This is a genomic window from Streptomyces sp. PR69 (assembly GCF_026420845.1).
Lineage (GTDB): Bacteria > Actinomycetota > Actinomycetes > Streptomycetales > Streptomycetaceae > Streptomyces.
The window spans coordinates 120,951-133,505 of sequence record NZ_JAOWCB010000001.1; the positions used below are offsets into that span (position 1 = coordinate 120,951).

General features: G+C 70.8%; 10 protein-coding genes. 5 read left to right on the forward strand and 5 right to left on the reverse strand.

Annotated features, from left to right (window positions below; all coding sequences use genetic code 11):
• The first annotated feature begins 328 nt into the window (after window positions 1–328).
• The 4 genes from OF819_RS00535 (at window position 329) to OF819_RS00550 (ending at window position 4,699) form a co-directional block, all read left to right on the forward strand.
• Window positions 329–1,315 carry a TraR/DksA family transcriptional regulator gene (locus tag OF819_RS00535; protein WP_267241240.1) on the forward strand — a complete coding sequence of 329 codons (987 nt, stop codon included), beginning with the start codon at window positions 329–331 and terminating at the stop codon, window positions 1,313–1,315.
• Window positions 1,316–1,374: 59 nt separating this feature from the next.
• The gene (gene lspA / locus OF819_RS00540; RefSeq protein WP_267241241.1) at window positions 1,375–1,935 is read left to right on the forward strand and encodes a signal peptidase II; all 561 of its coding nucleotides are present in this window, start codon (window positions 1,375–1,377) and stop codon (window positions 1,933–1,935) included.
• 17 nt (window positions 1,936–1,952) lie between these two features.
• Window positions 1,953–2,894 carry an RluA family pseudouridine synthase gene (locus OF819_RS00545; protein ID WP_267241242.1) on the forward strand — a complete coding sequence of 314 codons (942 nt, stop codon included), beginning with the start codon at window positions 1,953–1,955 and terminating at the stop codon, window positions 2,892–2,894.
• 218 nt (window positions 2,895–3,112) lie between these two features.
• Window positions 3,113–4,699, forward strand: coding sequence for a Na+/H+ antiporter (locus tag OF819_RS00550; RefSeq protein ID WP_267241243.1), 1,587 nt, complete (start codon window positions 3,113–3,115; stop codon window positions 4,697–4,699).
• 504 nt (window positions 4,700–5,203) lie between these two features.
• Here the strand turns inward: OF819_RS00550 and OF819_RS00555 are convergent.
• Window positions 5,204–6,304, reverse strand: coding sequence for a mechanosensitive ion channel family protein (locus OF819_RS00555; RefSeq protein ID WP_267241244.1), 1,101 nt, complete (start codon window positions 6,302–6,304; stop codon window positions 5,204–5,206).
• A gap of 30 nt (window positions 6,305–6,334) precedes the next feature.
• On the opposite strand from OF819_RS00555, the gene OF819_RS00560 reads away from it, so the two are divergent.
• Window positions 6,335–6,904 carry a dienelactone hydrolase family protein gene (locus OF819_RS00560; protein WP_267241245.1) on the forward strand — a complete coding sequence of 190 codons (570 nt, stop codon included), beginning with the start codon at window positions 6,335–6,337 and terminating at the stop codon, window positions 6,902–6,904.
• Window positions 6,905–6,914: 10 nt separating this feature from the next.
• Here OF819_RS00560 and OF819_RS00565 read toward each other — a convergent pair whose 3' ends face one another.
• From OF819_RS00565 to OF819_RS00580, 4 genes are all read right to left on the reverse strand, one after another.
• Window positions 6,915–8,552, reverse strand: coding sequence for a serine/threonine-protein kinase (locus tag OF819_RS00565; protein ID WP_267241246.1), 1,638 nt, complete (start codon window positions 8,550–8,552; stop codon window positions 6,915–6,917).
• Window positions 8,553–8,592: 40 nt separating this feature from the next.
• Window positions 8,593–9,606 (reverse strand): zinc metalloprotease, encoded by a 1,014-nt coding sequence (locus OF819_RS00570; RefSeq protein WP_267241247.1) that lies wholly within the window; start codon window positions 9,604–9,606, stop codon window positions 8,593–8,595.
• Between the two features lie 284 nt (window positions 9,607–9,890).
• On the reverse strand, window positions 9,891–11,546 hold the full coding sequence (locus OF819_RS00575) for an alkaline phosphatase D family protein (RefSeq protein WP_267241248.1): 1,656 nt from the start codon (window positions 11,544–11,546) through the stop codon (window positions 9,891–9,893).
• 171 nt (window positions 11,547–11,717) lie between these two features.
• Window positions 11,718–12,494, reverse strand: a complete 777-nt coding sequence (locus tag OF819_RS00580) for a thioredoxin domain-containing protein (RefSeq protein ID WP_267241249.1) — start codon at window positions 12,492–12,494, stop codon at window positions 11,718–11,720.
• Window positions 12,495–12,555 lie beyond the last annotated feature (61 nt).

The following is a 12,555-nucleotide window of genomic DNA, read 5'->3' on the forward strand; positions in this document are numbered from 1 at the left end:
CGCTACTCGTCCCCATCGTCGCCTTTCGCACCGCCCAGTGTACGGGCCCGTCGGGTTCCCGGCGGACCGGTTTTCGCGACGGCCGCGGCGCGGCATCCGGACGGGGCGCGGTTGACCCGAATGGTCATATGACGTCCCGCGGGGTCCGGTGTCGCCCGAGTGGCGGATTACGCGGCGGGGAGCTGGGCACAACGGATGCAGGCTCGACTCATCGCGGTCAGGGGGCGGGCTGAATCGGCGGCGTGCCCCGTTGCCGCAGGGCTGGGGTCGATTTATCGTCCCAGAACGATTCGCGAGCAAGATCACAATATGTGAAGGGGCCGCGGCCATGGTGGCGAAGAAGACCGCCGAGAGGAAAGCGGCGGCTGCGAAGGGCTCGGGCGGCACGAAGGGCGCCGCCGCGAAGAAGGCCGCGGCGAAGCAGACGACGGCGAAGGCGGCGGCCGCGAAGAAGGCGGTCGCGAAGAAGGCGGTCGCGAAAACCGCTGCGAAGAAGGCGACGGCCGCCAAGAAGACTGCCGCAGGGAAGACGGCTCCGGCCAAGAAGACCGTGGCCAAGAAGACGGCTGCCAAGAAGACGGCCGCCGCGAAGCCCGCGACCGCCGCCAAGAAGACAGCTGCGAAGACCACGGCCAAGAAGGCGGCTGCCACGAAGGCGGCGGCCAAGAAGGCGGCCCCGACCAAGCCGGTCGCGAAGAAGACCGCTGCGAAGAAGACCGCCGTGAAGAAGGCCGCTGCCGCGAAGACGGCGGCGCAGAAGACGCCGACCGCCAAGGCCGGCGCGAAGAAGGCCGCAGCCGCGGCCCAGGGGGCGGCCCAGGCCGCACAGCAGACAGGAGCCAGGACGGTGGCAGCCAAGAAGACCGCAGCAGCGAGCACCGCCGTGCCCACGGCCCGTACCTCCGCCGGGACGCCGCCCGGGGAGCTCGCGGTGCGCCCCGGCGAGGAGCCGTGGACGCCCGCGGAGATCGCCGAGGCCCGCGCGGGGTTGCAGAGCGAGTACGACCGGCTGACGGCGGAGATCACCGCGGCGGAGGAGGCGCTGGAAGGCCTGATGCGGGACTCCGGCGAGGGCGCGGGCCACGACGACGCCGACACCGGGGCCAAGAACATCACACGGGAGCACGAGCTGGCCCTCGCCGCCAACGCCCGGGAGATGCTGGAGCAGACCGAGCATGCGCTGGAGCGGCTCGACGCGGGTACCTACGGCCTCTGTGAGAACTGCGGCAAGCCGATCGGCAAGCACAGGATGCAGGCGTTCCCCCGCGCCACGCTCTGCGTCGAATGCAAGCAGAAGCAGGAACGCCGAGGCTGACTCCGCAGGTGTGTGCCGTACCCTCGACGTCAGTCAGGCACCTAGGTTGAGGGACTCACGTGGCAGAGGCGGAGCGCATCATCGGTACCCCAGATCTGGACGACGAGGCTGCGGCCCCGGCAGAGCAGCCCAAGGGCAAGCGCAAGATCGCCGTGCTGCTCGGGGTGGCGGTCTTCGCATACCTCCTCGACCTCGTCAGCAAGACGATCGTGGTGGCCAAGCTGGAGAACCATGAGCCGATCGAGATCATCGGCGATCTGCTGAAGTTCGAGGCGGTCCGCAACCCCGGCGCCGCCTTCGGCATCGGCGAGGCATTCACGGTGATCTTCACGCTGATCGCGGCGGTGGTGATCGTCGTGATCGTCCGGCTGGCGCGCAAGCTCTACAGCATGCCCTGGGCGGTCGCGCTCGGTCTGCTGCTGGGCGGTGCGCTGGGCAATCTCACCGACCGGATCTTCCGCTCGCCCGGCGTCTTCGAGGGCGCGGTCGTCGACTTCATCGCCCCCGCGCACTTCGCCGTCTTCAATCTCGCCGACTCCGCGATCGTCTGCGGCGGCTTTCTGATCGTGATCCTCTCCTTCAAGGGTCTCGACCCCGACGGGACCGTGCACAAGGACTGACAAGGCATACTCGTCGGGTGAGCACGATTCCCGAGATCCGCACCCTGCCCGTACCCGACGGCCTGGAAGGCGAGCGTGTCGACGCCGCCATCTCCCGGATGTTCGGGTTTTCCCGTACGAAGGCGGCCGAGCTGGCCGCGGCCGGGAAGGTACAGGTCGACGGCTCGGTTGTGGGCAAGTCCGAGCGGGTGCGCGGCGGCGCGTGGCTTGAGGTGGAGATGCCGCAGGCGCCCGCGCCGGTGCAGATCGTGGCGGAGCCCGTCGAGGGCATGGAGATCGTCCATGACGACGACGACATTGTCGTGATCGTCAAGCCGGTGGGGGTGGCCGCGCACCCGAGCCCCGGCTGGAGCGGGCCCACGGTGATCGGCGGTCTCGCGGCCGCCGGGTACCGGATCTCGACGTCCGGCGCCGCGGAGCGGCAGGGCATTGTGCACCGGCTGGACGTGGGCACCTCGGGGCTGATGGCGGTCGCCAAGTCGGAGCGTGCGTACACGCTGCTCAAGCAGCAGTTCCGCGACCGCACCGTCGACAAGCGCTATCACGCGCTGGTGCAGGGACACCCGGACCCGCTGAGCGGAACGATCGACGCCCCAATCGGCCGCCATCCCAGCCATGACTACAAGTGGGCGGTGACGGCGGACGGCAAGCCGTCCGTGACGCACTATGACCTCATCGAGGCGTACCGCGCCGCGTCCCTGCTGGACATCAAGCTGGAGACCGGCCGTACGCACCAGATCCGGGTGCACATGGCCGCGCACCGGCACCCGTGCGTGGGCGATCTGACCTATGGCGCCGACCCGACCATGGCCAAGCGTCTCGGGCTGACCCGGCAGTGGCTGCACGCGGTGCGGCTGGGCTTCGAGCACCCGGCGGACGGCCGGTGGGTCGAGTATGCGAGCGACTATCCCGACGATCTCCAGTCGGCCCTGGACAAGATCGTCGCGGAGAGCGCATAGGCGCATGACCGCGGAAAGCGCATGACCGCGGAGAGCGTATGACTGCGCAGACCGCCGGCGCGGCGTCCCGCCTCCCGTACGCGGTGCGGGTAGCCGACGGCGTCGCGGACCGCGCCATGCGCAAGCCGCTGTAACGTCCCGCCGGACACCTCCCGTGGCAGTCTTGAAGCCTTGGCGGCCTTGATCGCGTAGGGCTTCGAACCGCCGGAGGGCGCACCGTGGACCAACTGGCCCTGCTGTTCACACTGTTGCTGGGCGCGGTGGTGACGGTGCCGCTGGGGGAGCGCCTTGGGCTGCCCGCGCCGGTGCTGATGACGCTCGTCGGGATCGTGCTGGCCTATCTGCCGTTCGTGCCGACCGTGGAACTGCCGCCCGAGTACATCCTGCCGCTGGTGCTGCCTCCCCTCCTCTACGCCGCGGCGCAGCGCACCTCCTGGCGGCAGTTCACCGCCCATGTGCGGCCCATTCTGCTGCTCGCGGTGGCGCTGGTGTTCGTGACGACCGCGGCGGTCGCAGCCGTGGCCAACGCGGTCGTGCCGGGGCTGCCCCTCGCCGCGGCGGTGGCGCTCGGCGCGCTCGTCGCACCGCCGGACCCGGTCGCCGCGACCGCCGTCGCCGGATCGCTCGGGCTGCCCCGCCGGCTGGTCTCCCTCCTGGAGGGCGAGGGGCTCTTCAACGACGTGACGGCGATCGTGCTCTACCACGTCGCGATCGCCGCCGCCGTGACCGGGACGTTCTCCTGGCCGGAGGCGGCCGGGGAACTGGTGCTGTCGGCGGTCGTGGCCGCGGCCGTCGGACTGGCGCTCGGCTGGCTCGCCAACCGGCTGATGGGGTGGCTGGGCGACGCCACCCTGCAGACCGGGCTGTCGCTGATGGTGCCGTTCGCCGCCTATGTGCTGGCGGAGGAGCTGCACGGCTCCGGAGTTCTCGCCGTGCTCACCGTGGCACTCTTCCTCGCCGAATACGCCGCCGACGCCGACGATGTGATGGGCCGGCTGACCGGCAACGCCTTCTGGCAGATCGTCGACACCCTGGTGACCGGGGTGGCGTTCGGGCTCGTCGGACTGGAACTGCGGGGCGTCTTCGGCACGGCCGACGGTCGGGAGCTGACGATGCTGGGCTGGGCCGCGGCCGTCATCGGCGTCGTGGTCGGCGTACGGCTGATGTGGCTGCTGCCGGCGACCCGGCTCGCCCAGCGGATGCGCGGCGGGCGCGACGTCACCGAGGACATCCCGGTGAGCTGGCGCGAGACCGTCGTCATGTGGTGGTCGGGGATGCGGGGCGTGGCCTCCGTTGCCCTGGCGCTGGCGATTCCGCTGCGTACGGACACGGGGGAGCCGTTCCCCGCCCGAGACGAGATCATCTTCATTGCGTTCGCGGTCATCCTGGTCACCCTTGTCTGCCAGGGGCTGACCCTGCCGTGGCTGGTCAAACGCCTCGGAGTACGCGCGGACGCCGACGCCGAGCGCGACTTCGAGCGCAGCCTGGCCCTGCGCGCCGCGAAGGCCGCGAAGCGGCGGCTGAAAGAGATCGAGACGGTGGAGGACCTGCCGGAGGAGATCGGTGAGCGGCTGCTGCGGGGTGCGTACGACATCGGTGCGCGGATCAGCCCCGACATCCTCGACGAGGAACGCCGCGAGTGGTTCGCACAACGGGCGGACCGGGCGAAGACGGTGCACCGGATCCAGCGGGAGATGCTGTCCGCCGCGCGCCACGAGGTGCTTGCGGCGCGCAGCGAGGCGGGGGCGGATCCGGGGGTTGTGGACCGGGTGCTGAGGCATTTGGATGTGCGCAGCATGCGGTGAGGGTCTTGCGGGGTTTTCCCCTCTCCTCCCCTGCACCCTGGGGGCGTGGGCCCCCTTCCCGTAACTGGGGGCTCCGCCCCCAGACCCCCCTTCGGGGGGAGGGGCTGCCGGGCTGCCGCCCCGCGCCCCATGGGCGGCAGCTTCGCGCCGCCCCCTCGGTATGTCCTCCGGACGGGCTGGAATTGACCTGCGCCCAGTTCCAGCCCCGTCGGCAACTCAGGCGCACACCCAAGCCCCGCCTGAGGGAGTCTGGGGCGCGGGAGCCAGAAACCCAGTCTCGCTGGCGTTTGAGGCGTGAGGCTGCGCTTCCCAGCCTCGCCGTTTGAGGGCGCGGGGCCGGAAACCCAGCCTTGCCGGGGCCTGAGGCGCGGGATCCGGAAACCCAGCCTCGCCGGCGATTGAGGCGCGGGGGTTCGGGGGCGGAGCCCCCGTACGGGGGCTGGGGCGGAGCCCCAGTTACGGGAAGGGGCGGGGTGGGGGGATCACCCCCCGCCGCAGGCGGGCTCAGTCGCGGCTCGGGACCGGCGGCGGCCCGCCCGACGCGCCCAAGCCCCCGGGGCCCCCGGGAGGCTCCACGGCGAGCGCCGTGGCAATGCGCGGCAGCGCGTAAGGATGCTCCTCGGCAAGCCACGTGATCATCCGCTCCCGCACCTCACACCGCGCTGTCCAGATGTCGCTCCCGTCCTTCGCCGTCATCATCGCCCGCACCTGCATCGTGTGCGGCGTCGTGTCCGTGACGAGCAGGCTCCACCCGCGGCCGTCCCAGGCCGCGCACTCGCCGAGGATCTCGCGCAGCTTCTCGCGCATCAGCGCCACCGGCGCACGGTGGTCGAGGTGGAAGAAGACGGTGCCGGTCATCTCGGGGCTGACGCGCGACCAGTTCTCGAACGGCTTGCTGGTGAAGTAGGACACGGGCATCGTGATGCGCCGCTCGTCCCAGGTCCGTACGGACAGGAACGTCAGCGTCACCTCCTCGATGACGCCCCACTCCCCGTCCACCACCACCGTGTCCCCGATGCGCACCATGTCGCCGAAGGCGATCTGGAAGCCGGAGAAGAGATTCCCCAGCGTGGACTGGGCCGCGACGCCCGCGATGATGCCGATGATGCCCGCGGACGCCAGCACGGACGCCCCGAACTTCTCCATGCCGGGGAAGGTCAGCAGCATCGCCGCGATCGCCACCACCACGATCAGCGCGGTGACGACCCGCATCAGCAGGGTGACCTGGGTGCGCACCCGCCGCAGCCGGGCCGCGTCGCGCGTCGTGGCGGCATAGCGGGCGTACGCCGACTCCACGGCCGCCGAAATGATCCGCACCACCAGCCAGGCCCCGGCCGCGATCAGCACCAGGGTCAGGGCGTGGCCGATGCCCGCGCGGTGGTCTCCGATCCACTTCCAGTGGATCTGCAGATAGGACCCGCGCAGCAGACCGGTCAGCACGACCACCTGGAGGGGCAGCCGGCAGCGGCGCAGCAGATCCCACAGCGGGGTCTCGGGGTGGCGGGCGTCGGCACGGCGCAGCAGCCGGTCCACGGCCCAGCCGAGCAGCAGGGTGAGGACGACCGAGCCGCCGACGACGCCCAGAGGGCGCAGGACGTTCTCCATGGCTCCGAAACTAACTGGCAGGATGGCCGAATGAACATCGTGCTTTTCCATTCGGTCTACGGTCTGCGCCCGGCCGTGCACGCAGCGGCTGACCGGCTGCGCGCCGCCGGGCACCAGGTGCGCGTGCCCGACCTGTACGAAGGCCAAACCGCCGAATCCGTCGAGGCGGGCCAGGCTATCAAGGACCGGATCGGCACGGAGGAGCTGCTGCACCGGGCGATCGCGGCGGCCGCCCCGCACTCGGACGAGGGGCTGGTGTACGCCGGGTTCTCGCTCGGCGCGGCGATCGCGCAGAATCTCGCCCTGGGCGACGAGAAGGCACGAGGGCTGCTGCTTCTGCACGGCACCTCGGACCTGGCGGAGGGGGCGACGGTCGACGAGCTGCCCGTACAGCTCCATGTCGCGTCCCCGGACCCGTTCGAGCCGGACGACTGGCTGAGCGCGTGGTATCTGCGGATGCAGCGGACCGGCGCGGATGTGGAGATCTACCGCTATCAGGGGGCGGGGCACCTCTACACCGACCCCGATCTCCCGGACTACGACGCGGGCGCCGCCGATCTGACGTGGCGTACGGCGCTGGGCTTCCTCGCCACCCTCTAGCGGCCGTCTCTCAGGGATAGCTGCAGCGGCCGCTGACCCCGCCTCCCGTCGCCGGGGCGCAGAGGTACTGACGGTCGGACTCACGGTGGCTCAGAAACCGGCCCACGCACTCGTTCCGTGTGGCCAGCCCTTTGCCCTGGCACCAGGAGACCGCCTGTGCGCCGTCGTCGAAGCCGGGGACGTAGAACATCCAGTACCCCGCGCGCAGCGAGGCGTACGCGCCGCTGTCGAGGTAGCGGGCGTTGTCGACGCCCTTGTCGCGCAGGGCCCTGGCCTGGCGCTCGCGGGCGGCCGTGCCCGACGACTTGGGGACGGAGGCGAGCTGGGCGACCCAGCTGTCGGCCAGTCCGTCGCCGCCGTCCTCGCCCGGCGTCGACGGACGCTCTGCCGGATCCTCGCTCGGCGTCGGCGTCGGCGTCGGCGTCGGTGTGGGCGTGGGTGTCGGGGACGGCGGTGTGGTGGCAGGCGTCGGCAGCGGTGAGCTGAGGGGCGACGAGGTGGCCGTCCCGCCGCCGTTCCCGTTCGCCCCGTTCGACCCGGCCTCCGGGCCGCCGCCCGGCTCCCGCAGCGCGAACACCAGCGCCGTCGCCGCCACGACGGCCACGGCGACCGCCGCGGCCGCGGCGATGAACGGGGTACGGCTCCGGGGCCGAGGGTACGGCTCCGCGGCCGTCGTCGGTGTGGGCGTGGGCGCGGGTGCGGGCGGCGGTGTGGGTGCGGGGCCGGGCGTGGGCGGCCCGGGCGGCGGCCCCGGCGGTCGTACGAGCGAGGTCCGCGTCGGCTGTGCCCACGGCGGCGGCGCCGGGTGCGGGGACACCCCGGACTCCGCCTGCGCCAGCATCGCGTCGAGCCGTGCCCCGTCCGGCCGGGCCGCCGGATCGCGTACCAGCAGGGCCTGGAGCACCGGCGCGAGCGGACCGGAGCGCACCGGCGGCGGAACCGGGTCGTCCAGCACGGCGGCCAGCGTGGCCAGCGTTGTGTCCCGGCGCAGCGGACTGACGCCCTCCACGCACACATAGAGCAGCAGCCCCAGCGACCACAGATCGGAGGCGGGGGCGTCGTCGCCCCGGCCGCGGATGCGCTCCGGGGCGATGTACTCGGGAGAGCCGATGAGCTCGCCCGTCGCCGTGAGCGAGGAAGAGCCCTGCAGCGCCGCGATGCCGAAGTCCGTCAGCACGGCGGAACCGTCGGCGCGCAGCAGCACATTGGCGGGTTTGACGTCCCGGTGCGCGATCCCCGCCGTGTGCGCGGCGCGCAGCGCGGACAGCACCTGGCGTCCGATGCGCGCCGCCTCCTGCGGGGCGATCGGGCCGGAGGCGATCCGGTCCTGGAGGGTGTCGCCGGGCAGCAGCTCCATGACCAGCCAGGGGTGGCCGGACGGGCCGTCGCCCTCGACGATGTGATGGATGGTCACCACATGCGGATGGCTGAGGCGGGCCAGGGCGCGCGCCTCGCGCAGCACCCGCTCCCGGAGCACGACGGCCTGTTCCGCCGTGGTGGCGGTCGGGTCCGGGGGACGCACCTCCTTGAGAGCCACCTCGCGGTGCAGGGCGGTGTCCCAGGCCCGCCACACGGTGCCCATCCCGCCGCTGCCGAGCCGCTCCCGCAGCTCGAACCTCTCGTCGATCACGTCCCCCGGCGCACTCATGGCGTCAGGCTAGAGGATCCTCCAGCCGCCTGCTGCCCGGTCAGCTCGACCGGTACGCGGCCCAGTGCTCCTGCATCCGCTGCACCTGGCCGGAGGTGAACTGGTACATGCAGGAGTCGTAGGTGTAGTCCATGAAGTTGTGGATCGGGTCCACACCGGGCTTGCGGGGGCAGGAGTCGCGGCCGACCGGGCACTCGAACGCGGGGCTCTCCTCGGGCGCGGTGTCGTCGACGTAGTCGCCCCTGCCATTGCAGCCGCCCTGGAAGGTGTGGTAGAGCCCCATCCAGTGGCCGACTTCATGGGTGCCGGTGTCACCCTCGTTGTAGTTTTCGGCCGAGCCGCCGGGGAGCGACTCGTCGAGGACGACCACTCCGTCGTCCTTCGGGTGGGACCGGTAGTCGGTCGGGAAGGTGGCCCAGCCGAGGAGCCCGTCGCTGAGGTTGGCGGTGTAGAAGTTCAGCGTGCCCGCGCCGCCCTTGCGCAGCGAGGACTTCATGGCCGCCTCCTCGTCGGAGCCGGGCGCCAGGTCGTTGTACCAGGACGCGTTGTCCGTGTAGTCCGTGCTCTCCAGCATGAACTCGAAGCGCGAGTCGGCGTTGCCTTCGCCCTCGCCGCCGAAGGCCGAGTTGAGCACCTGCATCTGCTTGCCGATGTCGGCGGCGGTCAGCTTGCCGGTCGCGCCGTCGTGGATGACGTGGAAGTAGACGGGGACGGTGGTCACACCGGCCGGTGCGGTCAGCCCGCGGGCATTGGTCCGTATCGCGTCGAGCTTCTTTCTGAGGTCCGCCTCCATCGCCTTGGCCTTGGCCGCGCTGACCTCGTTGGGCTCATGGGCGTGCGCGCTGCCGGGCCGTGACTCGCGGGCCGCGGAGGCGGCTGCGCCGCCGTGCTCGTCCGCACCCTCGACGCACTCCTCCGCGGCCGTCGCCGGCGGCTGGGCGGCGGCGATTCCGGACGGGGCCGACAGGGGGACGAGCGCCAGGGTTCCGGCCATGACGGCGGTGCCGAGCGCCCTGCGGCGCAGACGGGGGGATATTCGGGCAAGCACACGCATGCTGGCTCCTCGCGGGGGGTTGGGACGAGGGTTTTCCTCGCCGTGGCGGGGAGATTACGTGGCCATGCCAGGTGTCGATGAGAAGTGATCTGGCCCAATCAATCGTGTGGTGAAACGGGCCATTCGGGAGAAAACTTTTGGGTGCTCCAAGGTTTGAGGCAAGGACGTAACAAAGGCGGAAACAGCGGCGGGTGGTGTGTCCGCATTCGGGACGCGGAACACGCCACCCGCCGTAGCGATGTGATCGCCCGTTAACAAGCCGTGGTGTGGCCGAAAGTGAACTCTCAGCGAACCGGGTGGTACGCGCGCTCGACGCGCTGGGTGCCGGAGCGCGTTTGGTAGGACCGGGTCCACTCGGCGGTCGCGTCCGGGTCGGTGCGGTCGGACAGGACGTAGTAGTCCATCTGCGAGCGCTCGGCGGTGACGTCGAGCACGCCGTAGCCGTGGTGGTCCATGTCGATCCACTTCACATGGCGGTTGGCGGCCTTGACGGCGGCTGAGGCGATCAGGGAGACGGTGTTCTCCGGAACCCCCAGGAGGTCGTCCAGATTGTCGGACGTCACCGAGGTGACGACGAACTCGGCGGCCGCGGACTCGGACCACGGGTAGGTCGCGGCCCTGACCGGGACGTCGTTCGCCCACGCCATATGGATGTCGCCGGTCAGGAAGACGGTGTTCTGGATGCCGCGCTGCGTCAGATGCGTCAGCAGCTCCCTGCGGTCGGCCGTGTAGCCGTCCCACTGGTCGACATTGAGGGCCAGCCCCTCCTTGGGCAGGCCCAGCAGCTCGGCGATCGGCTCCAGCAGATAGGCGGGGACCGAGCCGAAGGCGACCGGCGAGATCATCACCGAGGTGCCCACCAGCTTCCACGAGGCGTCGGAGGACGCGAGGCCCGCCTTCAGCCAGTCGAGCTGGGCGCGGCCCGTGATGGTGCGGTCCGGGTCGTCGACGTCGCCGTTGCCGAACGACGACTGCTGCGACCGGAAGGAGCGCAGATCGAGCAGATGCAGATCGGCGAGCTTGCCGAAGCGCAGCCGGCGGTAGACGGTGCCCTCGGTGGAGGCGCGCACCGGCATCCACTCGAAGTACGCCTGGCGCGCGGCCGCGGCGCGCTCCGCCCAGTCGCCCTCCGTGCCCGGGGTGTGGTTCTCCGCACCGCCCGACCAGGCGTCGTTGGCTATCTCATGGTCGTCCCAGATGGCGATCAGCGGATGCGCGGCGTGCACGGCCTGCAGATCCGGGTCGGTCTTGTACGTGCCGTGGCGCAGCCGGTAGTCGGCCAGCGTGAGGATCTCGTGCTTCGGCTCGTGCTGCCGGACGACCTTGTCCTCGGCGGGGAAGCCCCCGGTGGCGTACTCGTAGATGTAGTCGCCGAGGTGGAGCACGGCGTCCAGGTCGGAGCGGGCGGCGAGTTGGCGGTACGCGGAGAAGTACCCGGCTTCCCAGTTGGCGCAGGAGACCACGCCGAAACGCACCCCGGGGGCCGCGGCGTCCGCGGCGGGGGCGGTACGGGTCCGGCCGACGGTGGAGACGGCACTCCCCGCGAGGAAGCGAAAGTAATAGTCGCTCGCCTGGCGCAAACCCCTTACGTCCACCTTGACAGTGTGGTCGGCGCCGGCCCGGGAGACGGCCGTGCCCCGGGCGACCACCCGGGTGAAGCCCTTGTCCTCCGCGACCTCCCAACGGACCTCGGTGTCCGGCCCCTTGCCCGAGCCCGGCACGGCGTCGGGGGTGGGGGTGACACGGGTCCACAGCAGTACGCCGTCGGGAAGCGGGTCGCCGGAGGCGACGCCATGACGGAACGAGGGGCCCTGGTCCACGGCGTGTGCGGCCGTGGACGACGCGGCGGCCGCAAGAGCGGGGGCGGCGACGACAGCGGTGGCGGCAGCGGCCTTGACGACCGTGCGGCGGCTCGGAGTTGACTCAATCCTGTGGGTCACGGCCGGAAAGACTACTGACCAGTACGTCGAATAGGCGAGGGACCGGACAGAATTCGCAGAGCCGTAAGTCGCCGTACAGCTTGCCGCTTGAAGCATCCGGAACACGCGAGCAGCCCCCGGAGGGCCGGGGGCTGCTCGCTGCGAATTGCTAAGCGGAGGCCGGTTACGCGACTACTCGACGCCGAGCTTCTTCAGCTCCGCGGGGAGGTCCTTCTGCTCGACGTCCTTGCCGTCGATGCGGATCGTGGGGGTGCCGCGGATCTCGGAGTTCTTGAAGTCCTCGATCATCTCCAGCGCCCACTTGTCGTAGGTGCCCTTCTCCAGGGCGTCCTTGAAGGAGGCGTTGTCCTTCAGCGCCTCGACGTCCTTCGCGACGTCGAGGAGATAGGAGTCCTTGGCGAACTCGTCCTTCGACTCCTCCGGGTGGTGCTTCGCGGAGTACAGCTGTGCGAGGTAGTCGGAGAACGCGTCCTTGCTCACATTGAGCGCGGCGCCCAGCGCGCTGATGGCGTTCTTGGAGCCGGTGCCGCCGAAGTTGCCGTCGATGATGTCGCCGAGGTGGACCTTGAGCGTGATCTTGTCCTGCTCGGCCGCCTTCTTGATGGTCTCGCCGGTGCTCTGCTCGAAGGCCGCACAGGCGGGGCAGCGCAGGTCTTCATAGATGTCGACGACGGACTTGCCGCTGCCGATCTTGATGGTGGTGCCCTTGTCGCCCTCGGAGTTGGCGGGCTTGACCAGCTCCTTGTCCTTGGCGGCCTCCCAGGCGCCCGGCTGGTTGGCCTGCACCACCGCGTAGCCGATGCCGCCGGCCAGCGCGAGGACCGCGACGGTCGAGCCGGCGACGATCAGCTGACGGCGGACCTTGTCCCGCTTGGCCTGGCGCTCGCGCTCCTGGCGCATCCGCTCGCGGGCCGCCGCCTTGTTGGCGTGACTGTTGCGTGCACTCATGATCGATTCACTCCGTGTGGGGTGTGGAAGAAGACAGACGGGAGAGAGGGGGGGAAGGGGC

What these genes read in the sequence shown, in the direction of transcription:
- OF819_RS00535 (WP_267241240.1), top strand. Translation starts at nt 329, where the DNA reads ATGGTGGCGAAGAAGACCGCCGAGAGGAAAGCGGCGGCTGCGAAGGGC.
- OF819_RS00555 (WP_267241244.1), bottom strand. Translation starts at nt 6,304, where the DNA reads ATGGAGAACGTCCTGCGCCCTCTGGGCGTCGTCGGCGGCTCGGTCGTC.
- OF819_RS00560 (WP_267241245.1), top strand. Translation starts at nt 6,335, where the DNA reads ATGAACATCGTGCTTTTCCATTCGGTCTACGGTCTGCGCCCGGCCGTG.
- OF819_RS00565 (WP_267241246.1), bottom strand. Translation starts at nt 8,552, where the DNA reads ATGAGTGCGCCGGGGGACGTGATCGACGAGAGGTTCGAGCTGCGGGAG.
- OF819_RS00570 (WP_267241247.1), bottom strand. Translation starts at nt 9,606, where the DNA reads ATGCGTGTGCTTGCCCGAATATCCCCCCGTCTGCGCCGCAGGGCGCTC.
- OF819_RS00580 (WP_267241249.1), bottom strand. Translation starts at nt 12,494, where the DNA reads ATGAGTGCACGCAACAGTCACGCCAACAAGGCGGCGGCCCGCGAGCGG.